Annotated in this window: 26 protein-coding genes and 1 pseudogene; 11 read left to right on the top strand and 16 right to left on the bottom strand. The window is 71.2% G+C overall.

Going from position 1 to position 23374, the window contains the following annotated elements; translation table 11 throughout:
* Positions 1 to 2: 2 nt before the first annotated feature.
* Both ACIQBL_RS42715 and ACIQBL_RS42720 read right to left on the bottom strand, forming a co-directional pair.
* A complete protein-coding gene (locus ACIQBL_RS42715; protein WP_401952867.1) occupies positions 3 to 1586 on the bottom strand; it encodes an ABC transporter substrate-binding protein in 1584 nt (527 codons plus the stop codon).
* Between the two features lie 243 nt (positions 1587 to 1829).
* The gene (locus tag ACIQBL_RS42720) at positions 1830 to 2060 is read right to left on the bottom strand and encodes a hypothetical protein (RefSeq protein WP_401952870.1); all 231 of its coding nucleotides are present in this window, start codon (positions 2058 to 2060) and stop codon (positions 1830 to 1832) included.
* A gap of 19 nt (positions 2061 to 2079) precedes the next feature.
* Between ACIQBL_RS42720 and ACIQBL_RS42725 the strand changes: the two genes are divergently transcribed.
* Positions 2080 to 2250, top strand: coding sequence for a hypothetical protein (locus ACIQBL_RS42725; protein WP_401952873.1), 171 nt, complete (start codon positions 2080 to 2082; stop codon positions 2248 to 2250).
* A 27-nt stretch (positions 2251 to 2277) separates the two neighbouring features.
* On the opposite strand, the gene ACIQBL_RS42730 is transcribed toward ACIQBL_RS42725, so the two are convergent.
* A complete protein-coding gene (locus ACIQBL_RS42730; RefSeq protein WP_401953198.1) occupies positions 2278 to 2784 on the bottom strand; it encodes a VOC family protein in 507 nt (168 codons plus the stop codon).
* A 260-nt stretch (positions 2785 to 3044) separates the two neighbouring features.
* Between ACIQBL_RS42730 and ACIQBL_RS42735 the strand changes: the two genes are divergently transcribed.
* Both ACIQBL_RS42735 and ACIQBL_RS42740 read left to right on the top strand, forming a co-directional pair.
* On the top strand, positions 3045 to 4268 hold the full coding sequence (locus tag ACIQBL_RS42735) for an epoxide hydrolase family protein (protein ID WP_401952876.1): 1224 nt from the start codon (positions 3045 to 3047) through the stop codon (positions 4266 to 4268).
* 123 nt (positions 4269 to 4391) lie between these two features.
* Positions 4392 to 5013 (top strand): annotated as a pseudogene (locus ACIQBL_RS42740) (ClpP family protease).
* A 9-nt stretch (positions 5014 to 5022) separates the two neighbouring features.
* Here the strand turns inward: ACIQBL_RS42740 and ACIQBL_RS42745 are convergent.
* Positions 5023 to 5412, bottom strand: coding sequence for a helix-turn-helix domain-containing protein (locus ACIQBL_RS42745; protein WP_401952878.1), 390 nt, complete (start codon positions 5410 to 5412; stop codon positions 5023 to 5025).
* An 87-nt stretch (positions 5413 to 5499) separates the two neighbouring features.
* Here ACIQBL_RS42745 and ACIQBL_RS42750 point away from each other — a divergent pair, with 87 nt between their 5' ends.
* Positions 5500 to 6279, top strand: a complete 780-nt coding sequence (locus tag ACIQBL_RS42750; protein WP_401952881.1) for a class I SAM-dependent methyltransferase — start codon at positions 5500 to 5502, stop codon at positions 6277 to 6279.
* 4 nt (positions 6280 to 6283) lie between these two features.
* Here the strand turns inward: ACIQBL_RS42750 and ACIQBL_RS42755 are convergent, their stop codons facing one another.
* Entirely contained in the window at positions 6284 to 6745 is a 462-nt protein-coding gene (locus ACIQBL_RS42755) for an ATP-binding protein (protein ID WP_401952884.1), read from the bottom strand.
* Between the two features lie 83 nt (positions 6746 to 6828).
* On the bottom strand, positions 6829 to 8106 hold the full coding sequence (locus ACIQBL_RS42760) for a DUF6777 domain-containing protein (protein WP_401952887.1): 1278 nt from the start codon (positions 8104 to 8106) through the stop codon (positions 6829 to 6831).
* A 171-nt stretch (positions 8107 to 8277) separates the two neighbouring features.
* On the opposite strand from ACIQBL_RS42760, the gene ACIQBL_RS42765 reads away from it, so the two are divergent.
* Together ACIQBL_RS42765 and ACIQBL_RS42770 are read left to right on the top strand one after the other, a co-directional pair.
* On the top strand, positions 8278 to 9567 hold the full coding sequence (locus ACIQBL_RS42765; RefSeq protein WP_401952889.1) for a streptophobe family protein: 1290 nt from the start codon (positions 8278 to 8280) through the stop codon (positions 9565 to 9567).
* Positions 9568 to 9710: 143 nt separating this feature from the next.
* Entirely contained in the window at positions 9711 to 9899 is a 189-nt protein-coding gene (locus ACIQBL_RS42770) for a hypothetical protein (RefSeq protein WP_401953201.1), read from the top strand.
* 52 nt (positions 9900 to 9951) lie between these two features.
* On the opposite strand, the gene ACIQBL_RS42775 is transcribed toward ACIQBL_RS42770, so the two are convergent.
* The 4 genes from ACIQBL_RS42775 to ACIQBL_RS42790 form a co-directional block, all read right to left on the bottom strand.
* Complete coding sequence (locus ACIQBL_RS42775) at positions 9952 to 10929, bottom strand: serine/threonine-protein kinase (protein ID WP_401952892.1); 978 nt, start codon at positions 10927 to 10929, stop codon at positions 9952 to 9954.
* On the bottom strand, positions 10919 to 11467 hold the full coding sequence (locus tag ACIQBL_RS42780) for a hypothetical protein (protein ID WP_401952894.1): 549 nt from the start codon (positions 11465 to 11467) through the stop codon (positions 10919 to 10921). The genes ACIQBL_RS42775 and ACIQBL_RS42780 overlap by 11 nt, the downstream gene beginning before the upstream one ends.
* Positions 11468 to 11476: 9 nt before the next feature.
* On the bottom strand, positions 11477 to 13816 hold the full coding sequence (locus ACIQBL_RS42785) for an FHA domain-containing protein (protein WP_401952897.1): 2340 nt from the start codon (positions 13814 to 13816) through the stop codon (positions 11477 to 11479).
* A 72-nt stretch (positions 13817 to 13888) separates the two neighbouring features.
* Positions 13889 to 14299, bottom strand: a complete 411-nt coding sequence (locus tag ACIQBL_RS42790) for a hypothetical protein (RefSeq protein ID WP_401952900.1) — start codon at positions 14297 to 14299, stop codon at positions 13889 to 13891.
* Between the two features lie 378 nt (positions 14300 to 14677).
* Here ACIQBL_RS42790 and ACIQBL_RS42795 point away from each other — a divergent pair, with 378 nt between their 5' ends.
* Entirely contained in the window at positions 14678 to 15061 is a 384-nt protein-coding gene (locus ACIQBL_RS42795) for a nuclear transport factor 2 family protein (RefSeq protein ID WP_401952903.1), read from the top strand.
* Positions 15062 to 15137: 76 nt separating this feature from the next.
* Complete coding sequence (locus ACIQBL_RS42800) at positions 15138 to 15425, top strand: DUF1905 domain-containing protein (protein ID WP_401952905.1); 288 nt, start codon at positions 15138 to 15140, stop codon at positions 15423 to 15425.
* On the opposite strand, the gene ACIQBL_RS42805 is transcribed toward ACIQBL_RS42800, so the two are convergent.
* Complete coding sequence (locus ACIQBL_RS42805; RefSeq protein ID WP_401952907.1) at positions 15415 to 16344, bottom strand: AraC family transcriptional regulator; 930 nt, start codon at positions 16342 to 16344, stop codon at positions 15415 to 15417. The genes ACIQBL_RS42800 and ACIQBL_RS42805 overlap by 11 nt on opposite strands.
* Positions 16345 to 16447: 103 nt before the next feature.
* On the opposite strand from ACIQBL_RS42805, the gene ACIQBL_RS42810 reads away from it, so the two are divergent.
* The gene (locus tag ACIQBL_RS42810; RefSeq protein ID WP_401952910.1) at positions 16448 to 17431 is read left to right on the top strand and encodes an oxidoreductase; all 984 of its coding nucleotides are present in this window, start codon (positions 16448 to 16450) and stop codon (positions 17429 to 17431) included.
* A 15-nt stretch (positions 17432 to 17446) separates the two neighbouring features.
* On the opposite strand, the gene ACIQBL_RS42815 is transcribed toward ACIQBL_RS42810, so the two are convergent.
* Positions 17447 to 18439 (bottom strand): aldo/keto reductase, encoded by a 993-nt coding sequence (locus tag ACIQBL_RS42815; protein WP_401952912.1) that lies wholly within the window; start codon positions 18437 to 18439, stop codon positions 17447 to 17449.
* Positions 18440 to 18564: 125 nt separating this feature from the next.
* On the opposite strand from ACIQBL_RS42815, the gene ACIQBL_RS42820 reads away from it, so the two are divergent.
* Both ACIQBL_RS42820 and ACIQBL_RS42825 read left to right on the top strand, forming a co-directional pair.
* Positions 18565 to 19455 (top strand): LysR substrate-binding domain-containing protein, encoded by an 891-nt coding sequence (locus ACIQBL_RS42820; protein WP_401952915.1) that lies wholly within the window; start codon positions 18565 to 18567, stop codon positions 19453 to 19455.
* 27 nt (positions 19456 to 19482) lie between these two features.
* Positions 19483 to 19998, top strand: coding sequence for a DinB family protein (locus ACIQBL_RS42825; RefSeq protein WP_401952917.1), 516 nt, complete (start codon positions 19483 to 19485; stop codon positions 19996 to 19998).
* Here the strand turns inward: ACIQBL_RS42825 and ACIQBL_RS42830 are convergent.
* The 4 genes from ACIQBL_RS42830 to ACIQBL_RS42845 all read right to left on the bottom strand — a co-directional run bounded on the left by ACIQBL_RS42830 (position 19980) and on the right by ACIQBL_RS42845 (position 23250).
* Positions 19980 to 21050 (bottom strand): adenosine deaminase, encoded by a 1071-nt coding sequence (locus ACIQBL_RS42830; protein WP_401952920.1) that lies wholly within the window; start codon positions 21048 to 21050, stop codon positions 19980 to 19982. The genes ACIQBL_RS42825 and ACIQBL_RS42830 overlap by 19 nt on opposite strands.
* A 42-nt stretch (positions 21051 to 21092) precedes the next feature.
* The gene (locus tag ACIQBL_RS42835) at positions 21093 to 21488 is read right to left on the bottom strand and encodes a VOC family protein (protein ID WP_401952923.1); all 396 of its coding nucleotides are present in this window, start codon (positions 21486 to 21488) and stop codon (positions 21093 to 21095) included.
* A 171-nt stretch (positions 21489 to 21659) separates the two neighbouring features.
* Entirely contained in the window at positions 21660 to 22592 is a 933-nt protein-coding gene (locus ACIQBL_RS42840) for a M48 family metalloprotease (RefSeq protein ID WP_401952926.1), read from the bottom strand.
* A gap of 286 nt (positions 22593 to 22878) precedes the next feature.
* A complete protein-coding gene (locus tag ACIQBL_RS42845) occupies positions 22879 to 23250 on the bottom strand; it encodes a BlaI/MecI/CopY family transcriptional regulator (protein WP_401952929.1) in 372 nt (123 codons plus the stop codon).
* Between the last annotated feature and the right edge of the window lie 124 nt (positions 23251 to 23374).

Below are 23374 nucleotides of genomic sequence, written 5' to 3' on the forward strand. Positions count from 1 at the left end.
GGTCAGGCTCCCTTCAGGCCGATGGTGAGGTAGTCGAACTCGAAGCCGTGCTCGGCGTATCCGCGCACCTTGCGGGAGATGCCGACGAGCCGGTCGGCGAACATCGGGGTCATCGCCCCGCCTCTCTCGATCACCAACGTCTGTGCCTCGCCGTAGAGTTCGCGCCGTTTGGTGTCGTCGATCTCGGCGCGGGCCCGGTCGAGCACGGCGTCGAAGTCCTTGTCGGACCAGGCGGTCTCGTTGTAGGAGGAGCCGCTGCGGAAGATCTGGGTGAAGAGCTGGTCGACGGGCCGGCCCGTGAACCAGTAGGTCGCCATCAGCGGCTTCTTCATCCAGATCTGGGTGTAGTAGGAGTCCGCGGAGGCCGTCTTGACCTTGATCCGGATGCCGGCGCGCTTCGCCGAGTCCTGGTAGGCGAGCGCCATCGGCGTGAACAGCGGGTCGTAGGAAGAGGTGTAGAGGTCCATGGCCAGGCCTTCGTGGCCCGCCTGCTTGAGCAGGTACTTCGCCTTCTCCGGGTCGTGCTTCGGGTGCGCGGTGATGTGCGCGGGGTCGCTCGGCGGCACGGGGTTGTCCCAGCCGGCGGTACCCGCGCCCTGGAGGGCGACCTGCACGACGTGCTCGGGGTCGTAGGCGAGCTTCATCGCCTGGCGGACGCGGACGTCGGTGAAGGGCTTCTCGGTGGTGAGCATCGGGAGCACGTACCACTGGGCGTTCTTCACGCGGGCGACGGTCGCACGGTCCGAGGCGGCGACCACGCGGGCCGTCGCGAAGTCGAGGTTGGTCTGGGAGAGCAGGTCGACCTGCCCTGCCAGCAAGGCGTTCGAGCGGGCGGACATGTCGGCGACCGAGTAGAAGGCGATCGCGTCGAGGACGGGACGGCCCGCCCAGTGGTCCGTGTACGCGGTGACGCGGCCGGGGCCCGCCGGTGCGAACGACTCCAGCTTGAAGGGGCCGGTGCCGATGCCGGTGCGGCCGATCGACTTCGCGCTGCCGTCCGGGATGACATAGCAGTTGTAGTGCGTCAGCAGGCTCGGGAACTCGGCGTTCGGGCTCTTCAGCGGGACGACGAGGGTGTGGGCGTCCGGGGTGCCCAGCTTCTCCGGGTCGATCAGCGGGGCGAGGACCGCGGCCTGCGGGGACGCGGTCGCCTTGTCGAGGATGTGGCGCAGGGTGTAGGCGGCGTCGGCGGAGGTGAAGGCGCGGCCGTTGTGGAAGGCGACGCCCTTGCGGAGGCGGAAGGTCCAGGTGCGGGCCTTGGCGTCGGTCTCCCAGGACTCGGCGAGGTCGGGAGCCAGCTCGCCGTTCGCGGCGACGCGGACGAGCCGGTTGTAGAGGGCGCCCAGGTACTCGTACGCGGACAGTGAGCCGGCCGGGTCGAGGGTCTCGGCGTCGGAGGCGGGCGGCCGGGCGATGCGCAGGGTGCCGCCGCGGTCGGGGGCGCCCTTCTGGGCCGCGGCCGGCAGGACGGGGGCGGCCGAGGCCCCGGTACAGCCGGTCAGCAGCCAGGACCCGCCGAGCGCGGCGGCCGAGGCGACACCCGCGGCGAGCACCGACCGGCGGCCCGGGTGGTGGATGTCGGACATGTACCGACCGTCCTTGTCGCTATTCGTTCAGCTATTCGTTCAGCGGAACGATTGAGTGAAGTGCGTGAACGATAACGAGGGGATGGATTCCCGCCAACCCTTTGGGCCCGGAAATTAACGTCCGAAACGCACTGGTTACGCGGAGGAGGCGCGCAGGGGTCGCGGGAACGGACCGCGGCGGATCGGAGGACGGTCGCCGGCGGCTCCGAGAGAGGCCGCTGATGGCTCCGCGGAAGGCCCGGCTCAGCCGGTGATTTCGCGGGCCCAGGGCAGCAGCGCCCGCTCCGCGAGGACGACGGCGTGGAAGAGGAGCATGCTCACGGCGCCGAGCAGGGCCGTCGCGGCGAACGCGAGCGGTGTGTCGGCGTTGCCGCCGGAGGCCACGACGACGTGGCCGAGGCCCCGGTCGCCGCCCCTGTGCGCCGAGTCGCAGCGGACGCACCGCGCCCATCCGTCCACCGTCGTCCTCGTCACCCACTTCGTGGACGAGGCGGTGCCGCTCGCCGATCGGGTGGTCGTCCTCACGCCCCGGCCCGGCCGGATCCGTACGGTCCTCGACATGACCCTGACCCGCCCGCGCACCCGCGCCGGGACCGGCCAGGCGGAGCAACTGGCCCGACGGGCAGCCGAGTTGCACGCGCTGATGCTTGCCGGCGAGAGCTGACCCCGGCCACCCTGTCCGGTCCGGCCGTCACTCCCCCGCGAAGGCCTTCTCCAGCGCGGCGAGGTCGAACTTGCTCATCGCCATGAAGGCATCGGTGGCACGGGCGACCTTCGCGGGGTCCGGGTCGGTGATCATCTCGATGAGCCGGTCGGGGACGACCTGCCAGGACAGGCCGTACTTGTCCTTGAGCCAGCCGCAGGGGCCGGGCTCGCCGCCGCCGTCGATGAGCTTGGCCCAGTAGTAGTCGATGTCCTCCTGGTTCGCGCAGGGGATCTGGAAGGAGATCGCCTCGCTGAACGTGAACTGCGGGCCGCCGTTCAACGCGACGAACTTCTGGCCGAAGGCCGTGAACTCGACGGTGAGCACCGAGCCTGCCGGAAGCGGGGCGCCCTCGCCGTAGTGGCTGACGCGGCCGATGCTGGAGTTCTTGAAGATCGACACGTAGTGGTGGGCGGCTTCCTCGGCCTGGCCGTCGAACCAGAGACACGTGGTGAATCCGTCGGCGAGTGCGTCGGTGGTCATGAGCTCCTCCATGGGCTCCGGGGGATCGAACACGGTCATCTGTATCGACCGGCGCCCGCCGCGAAACTCATCGGTCGCCCGCCGGACGATGTCCCGCGCGGTGTCGCGCCCCGAAAGGGCGCGGGGCTGTATCGATACGCACCTCCGCTGCGGTGCGCGACCGGCCCCCACCGGCCCGCAGGTTCATCCACCTCATCCGCCTCATCCACCTGCCTCCACCTGCCTCCACCTGCCTCCACCTGCCTCCAGCGGAGCGCCTAGTCTCGGACTCCATGACGTCCTCGCAGGCAGACAGCGTCCACCCGTCCCGTATCGAGCCGTTCCGCATCGACATCCCCCAGGCCGACCTCGACGACCTGCACGACCACCTCGACCGCACCCGCTGGCCCGACGAGCTGCCCGGTACCGGCTGGGCGTACGGCGTGCCGGCCGGCTATCTGCGGGAGCTGGTGCGGTACTGGCGGCACGAGTACGACTGGCGTGCGGCCGAGGCCGAGCTGAACGCGTGGCCGCAGTTCACCACCACCATCGACGGCTCGAACGTCCACTTCGCGCACATCCGCTCCCCGCAGCCGGACGCCACCCCGCTGGTCATCAGGCACGGCTGGCCGGGCTCGATCGTCGAATTCGTCGACATCGTGGGCCTGTTGACCGATCCGGCGGCCCACGGCGGCGACCCGGCCGACGCCTTCCACGTGGTCGTGCCGAGCATCCCGGGCTTCGGGCTGTCCGGGCCGCCCGCCGACACCGGCTGGGAGGCGGGCCGTATCGCCGACGCCTGGGCGGAGCTGATGCGGCGGCTCGGCTACGAGCGGTTCGGCGCGCAGGGCGGCGACTGGGGCGCGGCGATCTCCCGCGAGCTGGGCCGCGCCCACCCCGACCGGGTCATCGGCGTGCACCTCAACCTGCTGCCGGGCGCGCAGGCACACTCCGAGCCCACCCCCGAGGAACTGGCCGCACTCGGTCCCGAGGAGCGCGCGGACACCCTGGAGTCCTGGCGCCGCTGGACCGCCTGGCAGGGCGAGGGCACCGGATACGCCGTCCTGCACGCCACCCGCCCGCAGACCCTGGCGTACGCCCTCACGGACTCGCCGGTGGGTCAACTCGCCTGGATCGTCGAGAAGTTCAGGGAGTGGACCGACTCGGAGGAGCTGCCCGAGGAGGCCGTCGACCGGGACCGGCTGCTCACCGACGTGATGCTGTACTGGCTGACCGGGACCGCCGGTTCGGCCGCCCGGATCTACTACGAGCGGGCCCACGCCACCGGCGCGCGTGCCGCCGCCCCCGCCCTCCCGTCCACCACCCCCACCGCGCTCGCCCTGTTCCCGGCCGAGATCCAGATCCCGCTCCGCCACAAGGCCGAGCGGACCGAGAACATCGTCCGCTGGACCAGGCTCGACCGGGGCGGCCACTTCGCCGCGATGGAGGAACCGGACCTGCTGGCACAGGACGTGCGGGCCTTCTTCCGGCAGCTGCGCGAGAAGGGCGCCGAGTGAGCGGGAGGGGCGGCCGGCCGACTGCCCTGCCCACGGCGAATCTGCTACGGGCCTGGAAACCCGCAGTTCGGGCGCTCACCGGCCGACAGTGGAGACACCACAGAGCCCCGCCAGGGAGTGCCCATGTCTTCACTCACGGCCGGCTTCGCCCCGGCCCTCATGCCCCGCGCCGAGGAGGGTGACACCCCGCCCTCCCGCTTCGACGACCACCTGGCCGCGCGGCTCCTCGCACAGCGGATCGTCTTCCTCGGCACACAGGTCGACGAGGTCTCCGCGAACCGGGTCTGCGCCCAGCTGCTCCTCCTGTCCGCGGAGGATCCCCGCACGGACATCGGCCTGTACGTCAACAGCCCCGGCGGCTCGGTGACGGCGGGCCTCGCCATCTACGACACCATGCAGCTGATCCCGAACGACGTCTCGACGCCGGTGATGGGATTCGCCGCGAGCATGGGCCAGTTCCTGCTGACCGCCGGCGCCCCCGGCAAGCGGTTCGCGCTCCCCACGCCCGGGTCATGATGCACCAGCCGTCGGCGGGCAGCGCGGCGTGGTCTCCGATCTCGCCCTCCAGACCGAGGAGATGGTGGGCATCCGCGCCCAGGTCGAGGAGGTGCTGTCCCGCCACACCCACCACGACATCGCCACGCTGCGCGCCGACATGGACCGCGACAAGGTGTTCACCGCCCGCGAGGCCGTGGCGTACGGCCTCGCGGACGAGGTGGTCAGCCGACGCCTCGCCGGGGTCTGAGCGACACCGTCAGGCGGCGACCAGGCACAGCCCGTTGTACGGCGAACTCATCCTGGCCTGACGCCTGTCGCGGTGCTCGGTGAGTTCGCTGTGGGCCAGCGACAGCAGGTCGCCGAGGTCGAGACCGAGGGCGCGGGCGGCTGCCGCTAGGACCTCCGAGGAGGCCTCCTTGCGGCCCCGCTCCACCTCCGAGAGGTACGGCATGGAGATCCGGGCGGCGTCGGCCACATCCTTCAACGTGCGTTCCTGGGCGAGGCGTTCACGTCGTAGGACGTCACCGACCAGGTCGCGCCACAGGGGTTCCTTGGGGGCGGGAACCGCGGGCTCCGGCAGGTGGGGGGCCGGCTCGTGCGGGCGCAGGGGGATCACGCGGGCTTGGTTCGGCGCTTGGTTGCTCACCCCCTCAGACTAAAAGCGTTGGCCGCGAGGGCAAGGGATCGGCATTCTGCCCTGGGTGGAATCGCCGATACGGAGGGTGCGGGAACGGTGCTGCGCGACACGTTCGACGGAGTGGCCGACCGGTACGACCGGGCCCGGCCCCGGTATCCGCGCCCCCTGGTCGAGGAACTGGCCCGCACGGCGGCCCTCGGCCCGGACAGCCGGGTCCTGGAGATCGCTCCCGGGACCGGTCAACTCACCGTCCCGCTGGCCGAGTTCGGCTGCCGGCTGACCGCCGTCGAGCTGGGACCGTCCCTGGCAGCGGTGGCCCGGCGCAATCTGAGCGCGTTCCCGAGGGCGGACGTGGAGGTGGCGGACTTCGCGCTGTGGGAGCTGCCGGCCGAGCCGTTCGACCTGGTGGTGGTCGCGACGGCGTACCACTGGTTCGCCCCGCGGGAGTTCGTGGCGAAGGCGGCGTCCGCGCTGCGTCCCGGCGGGCACCTCGCGGTCGTCACCACCCACCATGTGGCGGGCGGCACCCAGGACTTCTTCGACCGGACGCAACGCTGCTACGAGCGGTGGGATCCGACCGCAGTGCCCGGCTTCAGGAGTCCGACCGAGGACGAATCGGCAACGGACACCGGGGAGTTCGAGCGCTCCGCGCACTTCGAGGACGTCACGGTGTGGCGCGGCGTCCAGGAGATCACGTACACGACCGACGAGTACCTCGACGTCGTGCTCACGTACTCCAATCATCTCGCCCTGGACGAGCCCTCGCGCGAGGGCCTGCTGGCGTGTCTCCGGGAGCTGCTGGAGACCCGGCACGGCGGCCGGGTCACCAAGCGGTACCTCCACGAGCTGATCACGGCCACCCGGACCGGGGACTGACGTCCTAGCCGTCCTCGCCGCCCAGGGGCACCACGGCACGCACCCGCTTGCCGACCGGTACCCGCTCGACGGTCACCTGTTCGGCCAGGGCGTGGACTATCTCCAGGCCGTGCCGGCCGATGCGCTCGGGGTCGCGGGCGAAGAGGCGGGGCAGGGCGACGCTGCTGTCGCAGACGGACACCGTCACGGCGGCGTCCGTGCCCTCCAGTTCGAGGATGTACGGGCCGTTGCTGTGCCGGTCCGCGTTGGTGACCAACTCGGAGACCACCAGCAGCAGTTCGCCGTCGGCCTGGTCGGAGATGGTGGCGCACCACTCGGTTCTGAGCTGCTCCAGGAACTGGTGGGTGAGGTGCCGCGCCGCGGAGATGCAGCCCGGTTCTCCGGTGTAGTGCGCCGCCCGCCTCAGCGGTTCCACGGGCACGTCGAAACGAGTCGGTATCACTGCCCCGTCCCGGTGGTCGATCATGCGTGTCTCTCTCGGAAGGCGGCTGGGCCGATCGCTGTCGTACCAGTGCTCGTACCCAGCCCCACGCCCGACAGTCCCCCCGATCAGAGTGACGGTGAACTCGTCACCGGGGAAACCGGCGCGCTGAAGGTGGAGGCCGACGTGGACGCGGACGTCGTCGTCGTGTCGGAGGCGACCGATTCGGGTGGGGAGGAGGCAGCCGAGGACGCCGTCGAGGGCGTCACGGGAACGAGGGGTTCGGCGGACGGCGCCTCCGAGCTCGGGGACTTGGAGGACGGGGTCGACGGGGACGACGGCGCGCTCGACGACGGCGGGCACGGGCTGGTGGACGTGCCGGGCGTTCCCGGCGTACCGGGGGCGGCCGAGGAGACGCACGGCGACGGGGAGCCGGAGGACGGTGACGTAGGCGGGGAGGTCGGCGGGGACACGGTCACCGAGGGGCTGGCCGGGTTCACCGGCGGCGGGGTCTTGTGGTCGTGCCGGCCCGTGTCGCCGTGGTGGCGGCCGAACCAGTCGCCGTGGTGGGGGTCGTAGATCACGAAGATGTTGATGATCTGCGGTGCGGGGGTGACCACGACGACGTTCTGCGGCCGGTACGAGGACCAGGTGTCGCCGGTCCGCCGCGGGGTGGTCTGCTGGGCGACGGGCGGCGAGAGCGGGTTGCCGCAGGCGCAGCGGACGCGGGGCACGCCGTGGCCGTCGACGAGGACGGCGGTACCGGCCTGGAGGACGGCCTGGTAGCTGGTGGCGACGCCGTCGCGGTAGCCGTGGTTGGTGACGCGGGTGTCCATACGCAGTTGTACGGGGGTGAGTGAGCGCAGGTAGGCGGGGACTCCGGCGGGCTGGACGCCGACGACGGACGCGAAGGCCTTTTCCTTCGCCGGGGCCGCCTGGAGGGCCTTGATCTGCTTCTCCACGTCACAGCTGGAGACGTTCCGGGTGCCGCCGTAGAGGCCGGGGGCGCCGCCGTCGACGCCTCGTACCGCGTTCACCGGTTCCGAGGCGGTGGGTGAGGCGGAGACGGGCGGGGCGGAGTTCTCCTTCGCCGTCGACTCCGTGAACGCGTCGGGGCCGGTCTTGTCCGCGGCCTGGAGGAAGACCTCGCCCTTGCCCGCCGTCTTGACCGAGCCGCCGCCGGAGCTGGTGAGGACGACGGCCAGGACCACGGCGGCCACCACGGCGGTGGTGAGGACCGCGACGCGCGGCGCCGACTTCCACCAGGGGCGGTGCGGCTCCGGCGCCCCGGTGCCGCCGCTGCCCGAGGGCTGCGAGGGCGGGCCCGAAGGCGGCTGGGAGGGTCCCGACAGCGGGCCTGAGGGCGGTCCGGTGGGGCGGCCTGAAGACGGAGGTTCGACGCTCACGAGCTCTTCTTCCCGACGCGGTTCGAGCGGCATTTCGGGCGATCTGTATAGATCCATGCCGCTTCATCCACAACGAACCCATTGTGTGCTCCGGTCCCGGTCCGCCCGCAAGCCGACGCGGACGGCCCTCCCGGCGGGCGCACTCCCGGGGTGCTGCTTAGCGTGGCAGGCGTGACCCCCCGAACCCCCTCTGACCAGGCAGTCGCCCGCCACGGCTGGGTCCAGGCCCTGAGCACGGTGCTGGCCGGGCTGCTCACCATGGGCGTGGTCGCCGCGCTGGGCCTGTGGGCGGCGGGCGCGACGGACCTCCCGGACGGCGCGTTCCCCCGGGTCGTCACGGCGACGGTGGCGACCGCCGTGGGCGGCACGGTGAAACTCTCCGGGAACGCGGGCGCCCTGGCCGACACGAAAGCCGGCCTGACCGTCATCCCCCTCTCGGTGACCCTGGCCGGCGCCCTGGCGACCGCGGCCGGGTTCCTACGGCCCCTGCGGCACCGCGCGGTCGCGTCGACCGCGGAACTGGCCGGCTGGGCGGCCCGTATCGCCGTACTGTGGCTGCTCGCCCTGATCGGACTGGCCCTGGGCGCGCGACAGAAGTTCTCGATCTCCCTCGGCAGCGGAACACTCGGCGACATCGGCGACCTGCTCGGCGCCTCGCCCGAGGTCGGCTTCGAGGCGGACGTACCGCAGACCGTGCTGTTCGGGTTGCTGTGGCTGGCAGGCGTCCTGGTGCTGGCCCTCCTGGTCTCGCCGGGTGCGCCCCTCCCCGCCCGCCTCCTGCGCTTCCACGCGTCCGTACGCCCGGCGGCGTACGCGGTGGTGGCCCTCCTGCTCGCCTACGTCGCGCTGGGCGTCACCGTCTCCCTCGTCGTCGCGGCGACCCGTGGGTACGCCGCCCAGACCTTCGCCCTGATCCTGCTCGGCATGCCGAACCTGGTCTGGCTGACCCTCACGATCGGCCTGGGCGCCACCTGGAACGGCCGCGTCCACGGCCCCTTCGGCCTGCCCGTGCCCCACCTGCTGGACGAGGTTCTGCGCACCCCCGACATCTCCACCCTGAACCTGCGTTCCATCGCCGCCTACGACGGCAGGGTGTGGTGGCTCCTGGTCGTGAACGCGGTCCTGCTCCTGTCCGCCGCGTTCCTGATGGCCGTCCGCTCCCCGGCCCACGTCCGTGCCTGGCAGCACGCCGTCCACCTCGCGGTCGCGTTCGCCCTCGCGGTCCTCATGATCTGCCTCGTCGGCCGGATCTCCGCCCACTACGGCCTCTCCCTCCTCGGCATCGGCGACGTGGGCGGCGGACTCTCCGGAGACCTGTTCCTGAAGCCCGAGTTGTGGTCGGCGGTGGGGTTGGCCGCGGTGTGGGGGTTGGTCGCGGGGTTCCTGGGCGCGCTGCTGGCGAAGCCCGTGCACCGGCGGGGCGAGGTGGAAATTCCCGCGCAGCCGCAGCGCCCGGCGTGAAAGGGTCCGCCCAGCCGGAGGAAGGGCAGACATGGCACTGACGCTCGAAGACCGCCTGGCCATAACGGAGTTGATCGCACCACCTGGTCGACGAGGGCGCATCGGACGCGGGGAACCCCGTCGCGCATCACGTCACGAACGTGGTGATCGAGGAGCTGCCTGAGGGAGGGGCTCGGGTCCGGTCAAAGGGGCTCGGCATCAGGGCCGACGGCTCGTGCGGATCGGTGACGTATGTGGACACGGTGGTGCGGGTCGGGGCGGACTGGCGGATCTCGCATCGGAGGGTGGAGGCACGGCGCGTGCCACTGAACGGGCTGGGTAGCGCCCCGTAGGGGCGCGGGGAACTGCGCGACCAGCCCCCACGAACCCGCGGACGCCAGACAACTAGTCCCGCCGCCTGAACACGGGCTCCGCCCACCGAGGCGGCGCCGGTGGCAGCCCGACCGCTACGCCACCCATCCGCAGATCCACCTCAGTCACCGCATGCCCGAAAACCCCACCCCGCAACTCCGTGACAAAGGCAAGGCACGACTCGTACCGGTCATCCGGACTCTTCGCCAACGCCTTCGCGAAGACGGCGTCGACATGAGCCGGCAGATCCGGACGGGACTCGGTGAGCGCCGGAGGCATGTCGTACTGGTGCGCCCACAGCAGCGCCATGTCGTCGTCCCGCCGGAACGGCGGACGCCCCGCGAGGCTCTCGTAGGCCACGCAGGCAAGCCCGTACACGTCACAGCGCCCGTCGACCGGCCGCCCGGAGATCTGCTCGGGAGCCACGTAGTCGAGCGTGCCGACGAACTGCCCGACCGTCGTGAACCCGGTCAGGGAAAGGGACTTCTTCGTCAGACCGAAGTCGGTGAGGTACACGTGCTCGGGATGGTCGTCGTCGGTGCCACGGGCGACCAGGATGTTGCCGGGCTTCACGTCCCGGTGGACCAGCCCGTGTTCGTGGGCGGCGTCCAGCGCGGACGCGACCTGTGTGGCGATGCGCGTGGCCGTCGAAAGCTCCAACGGCCCCGCCCGGTCCAGGAGATGACGCAGGTCGCTGCCGGACACGTAGCGCATGGCGATGTACAGGACGCCGTCCGTCTCGCCCGCCTCGAAGACGGGCACGATGTGCGGGTGGTCGATCGCGGCGGCGACCCGGGACTCGTGGGTGAAGCGTTTACGGAAGGTGTCGTTGCGGGCGAGTTCGGGGGCGAGCAGCTTGAGGGCGACCGTGCGGTCGAGGCGCAGGTCGTGGGCGCGGTAGACGACCGCCATGCCGCCGCGGCCGATCTCGTCCTCGATGCGGTAACCGGCGATCTGCTTCCCGATCAGTTCGGAGGGGCGGCCGGAGAAGTGGCTCGCGTCACGGGCCATCGGGGCTCACGACCTGGGTGGGAGCGTGGCCGGGGTCGGCCGGTTCGGCGCGGGGACCGTCGTCGGAGGCGTAGGTGCTGAGCCGGGTGCCGTCGCCGTACACCCAGCGCTCGTGGCCGGCGTCGTAGAGCCAGACGGATGCGCCGTCGACGACCACCCCGATCCGCAGGCCCTTGGTGCGGGCCTCGAAGGACGCGCCGTCGAGGCCGCCGCCCGCGAGATCCTCCACCGCGCTGCGGTAGCGGGCCAGTGCCTGTTCGGCGCGGGCGAGCAGCGGGCGCGGGTCTGCGGTGCGGGTCAGTGGGCCGCCTGCCGCCGGCGGGTCCTGGGAGACGGAGATCAGATGGCGGCCGTCGACCCAGGCCGACCAGCCGTTCGAGCACAGGGCGTGGGCCCAGTCGCCGCGCCGCTCCAGCAGCTGGACCGGGAGCAGCGCGTCCAGGGGCACGGTGGGGCGGGCGGGGTCCGGGGCCTCCCAGGCGGGCATCCCGTGCTCGGGGACGACATGCGTGGGCCGGAAGCCGGGGGTGGTCGTCATCGTGGCGCCCTATTTCCGCATCACGGCGGGTTCGTGCCGCCGCAGCAGCCGGGACACCAGGAGGCCGAAGAGGAGCGACAGCACGACCAGCATGCCCATGTTGAGCAGCCACACCCCGGCCGAGTGCCGGAACAGCGGATCACCGGTCAGCTTCCCCGGCACGATCCGGGCCAGCCCGACGGTGCCGGCCATCCCGCCGAGCGCCCAGCGCGAGGGCACCAGCCAGGAGAGCTGTTCGAGGCCGGGCACGCCGTGCAGTTTCAACAGGGCGCCGCAGAACACCACTTGGACGATGGCGAGCAGCACGAGCAGCGGCATCGTCACCTCCTCCTTGCGCACCATCGCCGACACCAGCAGACCGAGCATCATCGCGGTGAAGGCCAACAGGGCCACGGCCACGGTGATCTCGATCAGCGGTGGCATCAACGCCCCATTGCCACCCGGCGCGTTGAGGTCGACGCCGAACAGGCCCACGAGGGTGAGCACCACGGCCTGCGCCACGGTGATCGCGCCCAGCACGACGACCTTGGACAGCAGATACGCCGATCTGGACAGGCCGACGGCTCTCTCACGCCGGTAGATCGCCCGTTCCTTGACGAGTTCGCGCACGGCGTTGGCCGCGCCGGTCAGCACTCCGCCGACGCACAGGATGAGCAGCGCGTTCATCGCCGTCTCCTGGGTCAGTCTGCTCCCGGCCAGCGCGCGGGCCATCGCGCCCATCACGAACGGCAGCGCGATCATGATGACGAGGAAGGTCCGGTCGGCACCGAGGGCCGCGGTGTAGCGCCGGACCAGGGTGCCGAGCTGTGCGCCGCGGCTGCGGGGCCGGGGCGGCGGGGCCACGGCGACGGGGCCGGAGCCGAGCAGGTGGGGCTGCGCGGTCGAGTTGCGGATGTACTGGCGCTGGAAGGGCGATTCTCTGAACTCCCCCGCCCAGTCCCGCTCCTGGTCCCGCTCGAAGGCCTCGAACGCCTCCGGCCAGTGCTCGAAGCCGAAGAAGGCGAGGGCGTCCTCGGGCGGCCCGTAGTAGGCGACCTTTCCGCCGGGCGCGAGCACCAGGAGCCGGTCGCACACGTCGAGGCTGAGGACGCTGTGGGTGACGACGATGACGGTACGGCCGTCGTCGGCGAGGCCGCGCAGCATGTGCATCACCGAGCGGTCCATGCCGGGGTCGAGTCCGGAGGTCGGTTCGTCGAGGAAGAGCAGCGAGGGCTTGGTCAGCAGCTCCAGGGCCACGCTGACGCGCTTGCGCTGGCCGCCGGAGAGGCTGTGCACGGGCTGCGCGGCGCGCTGTTCGAGGCCCAGTTCCCGTACGACCTCGTCGACCCTGGCCCGTCGCTCGGCCTTGGCCGTGTCCTGGGGGAAGCGGAGTTCGGCCGCGTAGGACAGGGCGCTGTGCACGGTCAGCTGGGCGTGCAGGATGTCGTCCTGCGGGACCAGGCCGATGCGCTGGCGCAGTTCGGCGTAGTCCCGGTAGAGGTCGCGGCCGTCGTAGAGGACGGTGCCGCGGTCGGCGGGGCGCTGGCCGGTGAGCGCGTTGAGGAGGGTGGACTTGCCGGCGCCGCTGGGTCCGACGACGGCGAGCAGGCACTTCTCGCCGACCGGGAACGACACCTGGTCGAGGAGGACCTTGCGGCCGTGGTCGACGGCGACGGTGAGGTCCTGCACGTCGAGGGAGACCTCGCCGGTGTCGACGTACTCCTGCAGCTGGTCGCCGACGAGACAGAACGCGGAGTGTCCGATGCCGACGATGTCACCGGGGCCGATCGGGGCGCGCGCGACGGGCTGGCCGTTGAGGTAGGTGCCGTTGTGGCTGCCGAGGTCGACGATCTCGTAGGTGCCGTCGGCGAGGGCGCGCAGTTCGGCGTGGCGGCGGGAGACGGTCAGGTCGTCGACGACGAGGTCGTTGTCGGCGGCCCGGCCGATGCGGACCGTGCGGGAGGGCAGCGGCCGTACGGTGGTCGGCTGCCGGAAAGTGCCGGTGAAGGCGGGCATGGACACGGCCGAGGGGCGTTCGGGGGCCGGGGCGGGACGGTCGGCCAGGACGACGCGGGGGCCGTCGGCGGGATTGCCGAAGCGGATGACGCTGCCCGGGCCGACGCCCCACTCGTGGACGCGGCGGCCGTCGGCGTAGGTGCCGTTCGTGCTGTGCTCGTCCTCCAGCGTCCAGTGGTCGGCCTCGGGCCGCAGTACCGCGTGGTGCCAGGAGACCCGGGCGTCGTCGATGACGATGTCGCTCAGGGGGTCGCGCCCGACGTGGTAGTCACGGCTGGGGGTCATGACCGTGGAGCCCGACTCGGTCTCCAGAAGGAGTTCGGGCGCGGTCGGCACCATCGGCCGCTCTGACATGACCCGAATTCTACCGATTCGTCCACCTGTGCGCCCGGTCAGCGGTCAGGGGTGTACCGCGGAGGTCATATGTCAGGCGACGGGGACGACGAGTGGCGGAGTGGTCCGCTGCATACGGAGGGCGTCCACCGATTCGGCGAGCAGCTCGTACTCGGTGGTGTCGTCGCTGATGGCGATCCGCACCAATCGCCCGGCCGCCAACTCGTAGGCCACGACCTCCTGTTGGGACACGTCGCCGCTCCAGGTGCGTAACGCCCTGGGCACGTCGACCACCGAGTCGGCGACCGGCACCAGGGCCCGCCTGGGGAAGCGCGGGTTCTCCGGTTGCGGGTCGAGCCGGTCGGCCATCCAGACCGCGCGGTCCCTTAACCACCACAGGGCGAGCGCCAGCGTGGGAGCGCGGTAGGTCCCCAAGGGCACCCCGACGCGCTTGCCGCCGCAGCTACCGTACGCGGTGACATGGCACAGGAATTCGTCGTGCACGATCACTCCCCCGTCGCGTGTCTCGATTGCCGGTCGGGCCTCGCTTTCCATGCGGCTCTGATGGCGGCTCGGGTGGCTCAGGTGGTGCGCACGATGGCGGATTCGCATCGTGAAGTTACGTGAAGTCATGCCCTAGCAGACGAGTATGTTCACTCCTGAAACACTGTCACCACGACTTTTTAGCCAGTCTCTTGGCATATTCACAGCCCTTCTTGGCCGAAATGCATCGGGTGCCCTTTCCGGCGATCTTCCGCCGTCATTACCCGAGGGGTAATCGACGCTTCCCGCGGACCCCGGCATGGTGGAGGCACCGGGTCGGCACGCACCGACTTCCGGTCCCTGACCAGTACGAACGACCTCGATGGAGGCTGATTCACCATGTCCGCGAACACCGACCGATACGAGAATGCCGTCGCCCGCTACTTCGAGGCCTGGAACGCGGGCGAGCCGGAGGCGCTCGCGAAGGCGGTCGCCTCCGCCTGGTCCGTCGAGGGCACATACACCGACCCGCTGGCGGCCGTCACCGGCCACGCGGAGATCGCGGGGCTGATCGCCGGGGCGCACGAGCAGTTCCCGGGGTTCGCCTTCCGTCCGCTGGGTGCCGTCGACGGGCACCACGACACCGCTCGCTTCGCTTGGGAGCTGGTGAGCGAGGCCGAGGGTTCGGCGCCCGTCGCCGGATTCGATGTGATCACGCTGGACGCGGACGGGCGTATCCGCTCCGTGCTCGGTTTCCTCGACCGGGTGCCCGCCGGGGCCTGAGGGACCGGCGTCCGCGATGAGTTTTCCCGCTCGGGGTGGTCCCTTGTAGCAGAGACCACCCCGAGCGGAGGACGTCATGAGCACCAGCATCCCGTTGGACGAGGAATTCACCGCCGTATTGATCAAGAGCCCGAGCGAAGGCGGCTGGATCTATCTGGTCTGGCCGGAGTCCGTCGCGTTCTTCGGCACCCGCGGTCTCGTGAAGGTCCGCGGCACGATCGACGGACACCCATTCCGCAGTTCGTTCATGGCTCTCGGCGACGGCACCCACAAACTGCCCGTGAAATCCGCTCTCCGCAAGGCCATCGAGAAGAGCGAGGGCGACCGGGTCACCGTACGGCTCGAAGAGCGGCTCAACTCCTAGCGAGAGCTTCATCGCGGTACCGTCGCGGCGCCACGCCGACCGCCCGCTTGAACGCGTTGCTGAAGGCGCTCTCTGAGGTGTAGCCGACGGAACGGGCGAGCGCGCCGACCGGAGCGGTGTCCTGGCGGAGGGCCCGCGCGGCCAGGCTCATCCGCCAGTTGAGCAGGTACGTCAGGGGCGGTACCCCGGCCGCCTCCTTGAACCGTACGGCGAACGTGGTGCGGGACATCGCCGCCGCCCTGGCCAGTTCCTCCAGCTGCCAGGGGTGGGCCGGGTCGCCGTGCATCAGGCGCAGCGCGGGGGCGAGCCGTTCGTCGGCGAGGGCGCGCAGCCAGCCGGGCGGCAGCCCGTCCGACTCGGCGAGGCAGACCCGCAGCACCTGCACGAACATCATCTGCGCGAGCTGCGCCGAGACGAACTCCGCCCCGGCCCGGCGCGTCCGCATCTCGGCGGCCAACTGCTCGATGAGCCACCGCAGTACACCGGCCTCGGGCGAGTCGGCCCGGACGTGGACCAGCTCCGGCAGTGCCCGGCGCAGCAGGTCTCCGCGGTCTCGGCTCAGGTCGATGTGCCCGGACACGCACTCCACGTCCACGTCCTCACCCTGGCCGAGCCGGCCCATCCGGGTCACCGGGTCCATGACGACGAGGCCGGAGTCCGTCGGCTCGACACCGGGCCGGCTGCACAGCGTGTACGGCTGCCCGCCGTCGGAGACCACGACGTCTCCCTCGGCAAGCCGCAGCGGTTCGCCACCCGACGCACGGACCAACAGACATCCGCCACGCACCACGGCGTTCACCTTCAGCCGGTCGCGCCCGCGCAGCTCGATCGCCCAGTCCCCGCCCGCCGTGAAACCACCGGAGAACACGCTGCGGGCGTCGGCGACGGCGAGGGCGTCGGACAGGGGATCTGCGGACATGCTCGAACTATCGCGCAAGTAATACGGATTCTCAAGCATTCATCGTACGGAACCGTCGCCCTACGGTGATCCGGACAGCCCAGCCGATGAGGAGAGCGCAGACATGACCACCGCACAGCAGCCCCTGAATTCCGGCTTCGGCGCCGCGTCCACCGCCGAGGAGGTGATCAAGGGCATCGACCTGACCGGCAAGGTCGCGATCGTCACCGGCGGCTACTCCGGCATCGGTCTGGAGACGGCCCGCGTCCTGCGCGCCGCCGGCGCCGAGATCGTCGTACCGGCGCGGGACGTGGAGCGCGCCCGTGCGGCCGTCCAGGACGTCCCCGGCGCCGAGGTCGAGCACCTGGACCTGCTGGACCCGGCGTCCATCGACACCTTCGCGGAGAAGTTCCTGGCCTCAGGGCGCCCGCTGCACCTCCTGGTCAACAGCGCCGGGATCATGGCGACCCCGCTCGCGCGGGACGCGCGCGGCTACGAGGCGCAGTTCGCCACCAACCACCTCGGGCACTTCCAACTGGCCACCCGGCTGTGGCCCGCGCTGGTCGCGGCGGAAGGCGCACGGGTCGTCGTCCTCTCGTCGCGGGGCATCCGCTTCGCCGGCGTCGACTTCGACGACCTGAACTTCGAGCACCGAACCTACGAGCCGTTCCTGGCCTACGGCCAGTCGAAGACGGCCAACGCCCTGTTCGCCGTGGAGCTGGACCGGCGCGGCCGGGCACAGGGAATCCGGGCGTTCGCCGTGCACCCGGGCCTCATCATCGACACCGGACTGGTCAAGCACCTCGACCGCTCGGTACTTCGGGCCGCGGGGGCACTCGACAGCGAGGGCAGGCCGGTCCGCGACCCCGAGCGCCAGTTGAAGACCGTGCAGCAGGGCGCGGCCACCGGCGTCTGGTGCGCGACCAGCCCGCGGCTCGACGGTCTCGGCGGGGTCTACTGCGAGAACGTCGACATCTGCCCGCTGGTGACCCCGGAGACCGAGGCCGCCTGGTACGCCGGGGAGAACACCCCTGGCGTGCTGCCTCGCGCCGTCGACCCAGAGGCGGCGGCCCGCCTCTGGGAGATCAGTGAGCGGCTCACGGCCTGAGGGCCATGCCGATCCCTACGGCTTGAGGATGGCGTCGACGCGGGCCAGCTCGTCGGCGTCGAAGTCCAGGTTGCGGGTGGCCGCGACGCTGTCCTCGATCTGCTGCGGGCTGCTCGCACCGACCAGCGCCGAGGTCACCCGGCCGCCGCGCAGCACCCAGGCGAGGGCCAGCTGGGCGAGGGTCTGGCCGCGCCCCTTGGCGATGTCGTCGAGGGCGCGCAATTGGCCCACGAGGTCCTCGGTGACGGCGTCGGAGTTCAGGAACGGGCTGTCGCTCGCCGCCCGCGAACCCTCCGGGATGCCATCCAGGTAACGGGAGCTGAGCAGCCCCTGCTCCAGCGGGGAGAAGACGATGGAGCCGACCTGGAGTTCGTCGAGGGCGTCGAGCAGGCCCTCGTCCTCGGGGCGGCGGTCGAGCATCGAGTAGCGCGGCTGGTGGATGAGGAGCGGGGTGCCCAGCTCGCCCAGGATGCGGGCGGCCTCCCGGGTCTGCTCCGCCGAGTAGTTGGAGATGCCGACGTAGAGCGCCTTGCCCTGCTGGACCGCCGAGTGCAGGGCGCCCATCGTCTCCTCCAGGGGAGTCTCCGGGTCGGGGCGGTGCGAGTAGAAGATGTCGACGTGGTCCAGGCCCATGCGGCTCAGGCTCTGGTCCAGCGAGGAGAGCAGGTACTTGCGCGAACCCCACTCGCCGTAGGGGCCGGGCCACATCAGATAGCCGGCCTTGGTGGAGATCACCAGTTCGTCGCGGTACGACCCGAAGTCCGCCTTCAGCGCCTCGCCGAGGGCGGACTCGGCGGCGCCGGGGGGCGGGCCGTAGTTGTTGGCCAGGTCGAAGTGGGTGACGCCGAGGTCGAAGGCGCGGCGCAGGATGGCGCGCTGGGTGTCGACCGGGCGGTCGGGCCCGAAGTTGTGCCACAGGCCGAGCGAGATCGCGGGCAGCTTCAGACCACTGCGTCCGGTGCGCCGGTAGGGCAGGTCCGTGTAGCGGTCGGGGTGTGCGGTGTACAACGCGACTCCAGAGGGGTTGGCACACGGGATACCGGTTCCAGAGAACCGCAGTCCACTCTGTCCGACCTGCGGGCAGTGGTCCAACAGAAGAATCCGATGGAATTCAGCGGCTACGCTTCTCAATCATGGAACTGCGTCATCTCCAGCATTTCATCGCCGTAGCCGAGGACCACCACTTCACCCGGGCGGCGGAGCGGCTGATGGTGTCCCAGTCCGGTCTTTCGGCATCGATCCGTGCCCTGGAGCGGGAGTTGCAGACCCCGCTGTTCGTGCGCACCACGCGCCGCGTCACGCTCACGGAGGCAGGCAGGGCGCTGCTCGGCGAGGCGGAACGCATCCTGGCGCAGGTCCGGTCGGCGCACGAGGCGGTGGCCGCGGTGCAGGGCGTGCTGCGCGGCACCCTCTCCCTGGGCACCGAGCAGTGCATCGCGGGGGTGCATGTGGCGGGGCTGCTCGCCGCGTTCCGGCGCCGGCATCCCGATGTGGAGATCCGGCTGCGGCAGGCGGGTTCCGGGGCGCTGGCGGAGGAGGTCGCGGCCGGGCGCCTGGACCTGGCGTTCGCCTACCGCACCCAGGCGGACACCGACCAGCTGCGCTCCGTATCCCTGACCAGCGAGCCGATGACCGTCCTGTGCCATCCCAGCCACCGGCTCGCACGGATCGGCGCGGCGGTGACTCCGGACGACCTCGGCGGCGAGGTCTTCGTCGACTTCCACCCGGACTGGGCCTCGCGCCGCACCACCGACGCCGTCTTCGCCGCGGCGGGCGTACGGCGGACCGTCGCGCTGGAGGTCAACGACGTGCACAGCCTCCTCGACCTGATCGACGAGAACCTGGGCATCGCGGTGGTCCCCCAGCACTTCCGTCACAAGCGCGAGCCCCTCACCGCGCTCCCCCTCAAGGGAACCGGCGAGGAGGTGTACGAGACGGTGGCCCTGCTGCCGCCTCCCCAGGCCACCAGTCCGGCGGCGAGGGCGCTCATGACCCTCCTAGAAACCGGGACTCCTGCCGCGTGACGGGCGGCGATGCGCGATCGTGGTCGTATGCATGCCAACGACATCCTCATTGACGCGTACGGCCGTATCCAGGAAGAAGTCCACGCCGCCGTCGACGGCCTGACACCGGACCAACTGCACGCGCGCGTGGCCGCCGACGCCAACTCCATCGCCTGGCTGATCTGGCATCTCACCCGGGTCCAGGACGACCATGTCGCCGACGCCGCCGGCCTCGACCAGGTGTGGCTCACCCAGGGCTGGGAGAAGCGCTTCGGACTCGATCTGCCGCCCCGGGACACCGGATACGGCCACACGTCCGCGAAGGTCGGCAAGGTGCGCGTCGAGTCGGCGGGGCAGCTGACCGGGTACTACGACGCCGTCCACGAGCAGACGCTCGCGTATCTGCGCGGGCTGACCCCCGAGGACTACGAGCGGATCGTGGACGAGCGCTGGGACCCGCCGGTCACTCTGGGCGTACGGCTGGTCAGCGTCCTGTCCGACGATCTGGAGCACATCGGACAGGCCGCGTATGTGCGGGGGCTGCTTCAGAGCGCGGAGGCGTAGCCCGGCAGGACGACATCCTCGATGAGGGCCTTGCGCTCGTCGTACGGGATGAACGCGCTCTTGAGGGCGTTCACCGTGACCGTGCGCAGGTCCTCGACCGTCCAGCCCGCCTCGTCGACCAGGAGGGACATCTCGCGCGTCATCGTCGTACCGGACACCAGTCGGTTGTCGGTGTTCAGGGTGACGCGGAAGCCCAGGTCCTTCAGGGCGGTGATGGGGTGCTCGGCGATCGACGTGGCCGCGCCCGTCTGGAGGTTGGAGGTCGGGCACATCTCCAGGGCGATACGGCGGTCGCGGACCCAGCCCGCGAGGCGGCCGAGCTTGCCGTCGACGATGTCCTCGGTGATGCGCACGCCGTGGCCGATGCGCTGGGCGCCGCACACCTGGAGGGCCTGGTGGATGCTGGGCAGGCCGTGCGCCTCGCCGGCATGGATGGTGAACGGGACGCTCTCGCGGCGCAGGTGCTCGAACGCGGCGAGGTGGTCGGCGGGCGGGAAGCCGTCCTCGGCGCCGGCGATGTCGAAGCCGACGACACCGGCGTCCCGGAAGGCCACCGCGAGGTCGGCGGCCTCACCGACCCGGTCGAACATCCGCATCCCGCAGAGCAACGTCCGCACCTGGACCGGCGTTCCGGCTGCCGCGGCCTTCGCCATACCGGCCGCGAGACCCTCCTGGACGGTCTCGACGACCTCGCTGAGCGTGAGTTCGCCGTTGGTGTTCAGCTCGGGGGCGTAGCGCACCTCGCCGTAGACGACGCCGTCGGCGGCCAGGTCGAGGACGTACTCCTCGGCGGTGCGCAGCAGGCCCTCGCGGTTCTGCATCACGGCGAGGGTGTGCTCGAAGGTGGCGATGTAGCGCACCAGGTCACCGGAGTTGGCGGCGTCGAAGTACCAGGCGGCCAGCTCGTCCGGGTCGGTGGTCGGCAGGGTGTGCCCGACCGCTTCCGCGAGCTCCACCACGGTGGCGGGGCGCAGTCCGCCGTCGAGGTGGTCGTGCAGCACGGCCTTGGGGAGCCGGCGGAGGGTGTCGGCATCTATGCGCGTAGAAGTCATGTGCGGTCGTTCCTCGGCGGTTCTCGGGTGAGCGGGTTCGGGTCAGGCGGCGGGCTGGAGCAGGTCCCAGCGGTTTCCGTACAGGTCCTGGAAGACGGCGACCGAGCCGTACGGCTCGTGGCGCGGCTCCTCCAGGAACGTCACGCCCGCCGCGAGCATGCGGGCGTGGTCGCGGGCGAAGTCGTCGGTGTGCAGGAAGAACCCGACGCGCCCACCGGTCTGGTCACCGACCCGGCCGCGCTGGTCCTCGCCCTTGGCGCGGGCGAGCAGCAGCCCGCTGCCGTCGCCGTCCGCGCCGGGCGGCGTCACGACGACCCAGCGGGAGCCGTCGGGGCGGGCCGCGTCCTCGACGAGCCGGAAGCCGAGGGCTTCGGTGTAGAAGCGGATCGCCTCGTCGTAGTCGTCGACGACGAGGGTGACCAGGGCGATACGGCTCATCGGTGGGTCTCCGTGCGGGTTCCGTTCGGCGGGATTGACGGGTGAGGTTATACGTAAAACGTCACGGGCGCCAGTCGCGGTGGGAGAGAGGCGGGGCGGCGGGGTTGCGGGAACGTCAGGGAGTGGCGGGCGGCCGGGTGTACGCGCAGGTCAGCGGGGTACGGATGCCCCTCATCCCGCGTCCTCCCCCTGAGCCACCTCCACCTGGTGGTGGACGTCGATCATCTCGGTCGCCGAGGCCGCGAAGGAGACCGTGGCGCAGGCGATGAGCAGCGCGGCGAGTCCGCAGGCGGCGGCACGGTGGGTGACGTGCGGGGTCGTCAGGAGGGCCTTGACGCGTTGCGGGACCGGGCCTGTCGTGGCGCCGGGGACGAAGTCCGGGCGCGCGGCGCGGGCCGACTGTCCGGCGAGGGCTGCTCGGGCGATGGCGCGGGCGATCAGGCGCCGGTCGCCGACGACCGTCGCGGCGGCCTCGTCGGCGGCCCGTTCGGCCGCGAGCCGGATCGCGTCGCGGACCGGGCCGAGCGCGGGGTGGCAGCGGGCGGCGAGTTCGGCCGCGGCGAGGAAGTAGTGGTGGCCGCCCGCGTTGTGCGCCCGCTCGTGCGCGAACAGCGCCTCGCGCTCGGCGGCGTCGAGGCTGCGCAGCATCCCGGTGGTGACGACGATGCGGTGCGGCCGTCCGGGCAGGGCGTACGCGTCCGGGTGCGGGGAGTCGACCACGCACAGGTCACCCGCGGCGGGCCCGCACCCGGCCTGCGCGCGGGCGGCACGGAAGGCACCGGACTGACTCAGCGCCCAGCGGGTCAGCGACCAGGCGCACCCGGCGAGGGCGCCGGCCGACAGCACGGCCGCCGGTACGACGAGACCGTCGGCCGAGATGCGCAGCGGGTGGACGAGTTCACCGAGCGCCGCGAACAACGGCACCCGGAGCAGCCCGGTCAGGACGAACGCGGCGAGCGCGGCGACGGAGCAACCGGCCGCGATCACCGCGGAGCCGGTGAGCAGCCACAGCGCGGCGACCGGCGTGAGCCGCTCCAGGACGCGTCGGGCCGTGCGCCGCAGGGCGAACGGCAGCACGAGCGGGAGCAGCAGGAGGGCGATCATCGCTCACCGGGTTTCATCGCACACCGAATTTCGTCGCTCGCCGGCTTCCACGGCTGACCGGATTCCACGGCTCACCGATTCTCGTCACTCCACCGGATACCACGGCTCACCGAACTTCACCCCTCACCGGGCTTCACCACTCACCCGACTTCACCGGACGCCGGATCACACCGGACACCGGACTTCACCGCTCGCCGGACCTCACCGGACACCGGCCCCCACCGCACACCAGATCTCACCTCTCACCCGACCTCACTCCTCACCGGAGGTCAAGTCTCCCCGGACCTCACACCTCTCCGGATTCGAGGAGGTCGCGCAGGACGCGCTCGTCGTCGGGGCTGAGCTGGGCGACGAAACGGGCGAGGACCGTCTCCCGGTCGACGTCCCGGTCGAGTTCGGTGTGCATACGGCGGGCGGTGAGCCCCTGTGCGTCCTGCACCGGGAAGTAGGCGTAGCCCCGGCCCTGGCGGCGGCGATCGACGACACCCTTGTCGTGCAGCCGGGTCAGGATCGTCGTCACCGTGGTGCGGGCCAGACCCGTGCCGAGGCTCAGCTGCACCTCGCCGGGGGTCTGCGGGTCACCGGCGGCCCAGAGGGCGGCCATGACGGTGGCCTCCAGCTCACCCGCCGGTCGGCGTTCGTCCTTCTCGTCGGCCATGGGAACGATCCTCACTCCGTCCTCGTCTACAGTTCAGTAGACCGTCTACAGAATTGTAGTCACTCGGCTGCCGTCTCGTCACGGCACCCGAGTACCCATTCCCGCGTGCCCATTATGGAAGGGA

This window comes from Streptomyces sp. NPDC088350 (assembly GCF_044753545.1).
In the GTDB taxonomy this organism is placed as follows: Bacteria; Actinomycetota; Actinomycetes; order Streptomycetales; family Streptomycetaceae; genus Streptomyces.

Bases quoted from the DNA above. Each gene is read 5' to 3' on its own strand.
- ACIQBL_RS42715 (WP_401952867.1), bottom strand. From the start codon at position 1,586: ATGTCCGACATCCACCACCCGGGCCGCCGGTCGGTGCTCGCCGCGGGT.
- ACIQBL_RS42730 (WP_401953198.1), bottom strand. From the start codon at position 2,784: ATGGAGGAGCTCATGACCACCGACGCACTCGCCGACGGATTCACCACG.
- ACIQBL_RS42735 (WP_401952876.1), top strand. From the start codon at position 3,045: ATGACGTCCTCGCAGGCAGACAGCGTCCACCCGTCCCGTATCGAGCCG.
- ACIQBL_RS42755 (WP_401952884.1), bottom strand. From the start codon at position 6,745: ATGATCGACCACCGGGACGGGGCAGTGATACCGACTCGTTTCGACGTG.
- ACIQBL_RS42775 (WP_401952892.1), bottom strand. From the start codon at position 10,929: ATGGCCCGTGACGCGAGCCACTTCTCCGGCCGCCCCTCCGAACTGATC.
- ACIQBL_RS42780 (WP_401952894.1), bottom strand. From the start codon at position 11,467: ATGACGACCACCCCCGGCTTCCGGCCCACGCATGTCGTCCCCGAGCAC.
- ACIQBL_RS42785 (WP_401952897.1), bottom strand. From the start codon at position 13,816: ATGTCAGAGCGGCCGATGGTGCCGACCGCGCCCGAACTCCTTCTGGAG.
- ACIQBL_RS42795 (WP_401952903.1), top strand. From the start codon at position 14,678: ATGTCCGCGAACACCGACCGATACGAGAATGCCGTCGCCCGCTACTTC.
- ACIQBL_RS42800 (WP_401952905.1), top strand. From the start codon at position 15,138: ATGAGCACCAGCATCCCGTTGGACGAGGAATTCACCGCCGTATTGATC.
- ACIQBL_RS42805 (WP_401952907.1), bottom strand. From the start codon at position 16,344: ATGTCCGCAGATCCCCTGTCCGACGCCCTCGCCGTCGCCGACGCCCGC.
- ACIQBL_RS42810 (WP_401952910.1), top strand. From the start codon at position 16,448: ATGACCACCGCACAGCAGCCCCTGAATTCCGGCTTCGGCGCCGCGTCC.
- ACIQBL_RS42820 (WP_401952915.1), top strand. From the start codon at position 18,565: ATGGAACTGCGTCATCTCCAGCATTTCATCGCCGTAGCCGAGGACCAC.
- ACIQBL_RS42825 (WP_401952917.1), top strand. From the start codon at position 19,483: ATGCATGCCAACGACATCCTCATTGACGCGTACGGCCGTATCCAGGAA.
- ACIQBL_RS42830 (WP_401952920.1), bottom strand. From the start codon at position 21,050: ATGACTTCTACGCGCATAGATGCCGACACCCTCCGCCGGCTCCCCAAG.
- ACIQBL_RS42835 (WP_401952923.1), bottom strand. From the start codon at position 21,488: ATGAGCCGTATCGCCCTGGTCACCCTCGTCGTCGACGACTACGACGAG.
- ACIQBL_RS42840 (WP_401952926.1), bottom strand. From the start codon at position 22,592: ATGATCGCCCTCCTGCTGCTCCCGCTCGTGCTGCCGTTCGCCCTGCGG.
- ACIQBL_RS42845 (WP_401952929.1), bottom strand. From the start codon at position 23,250: ATGGCCGACGAGAAGGACGAACGCCGACCGGCGGGTGAGCTGGAGGCC.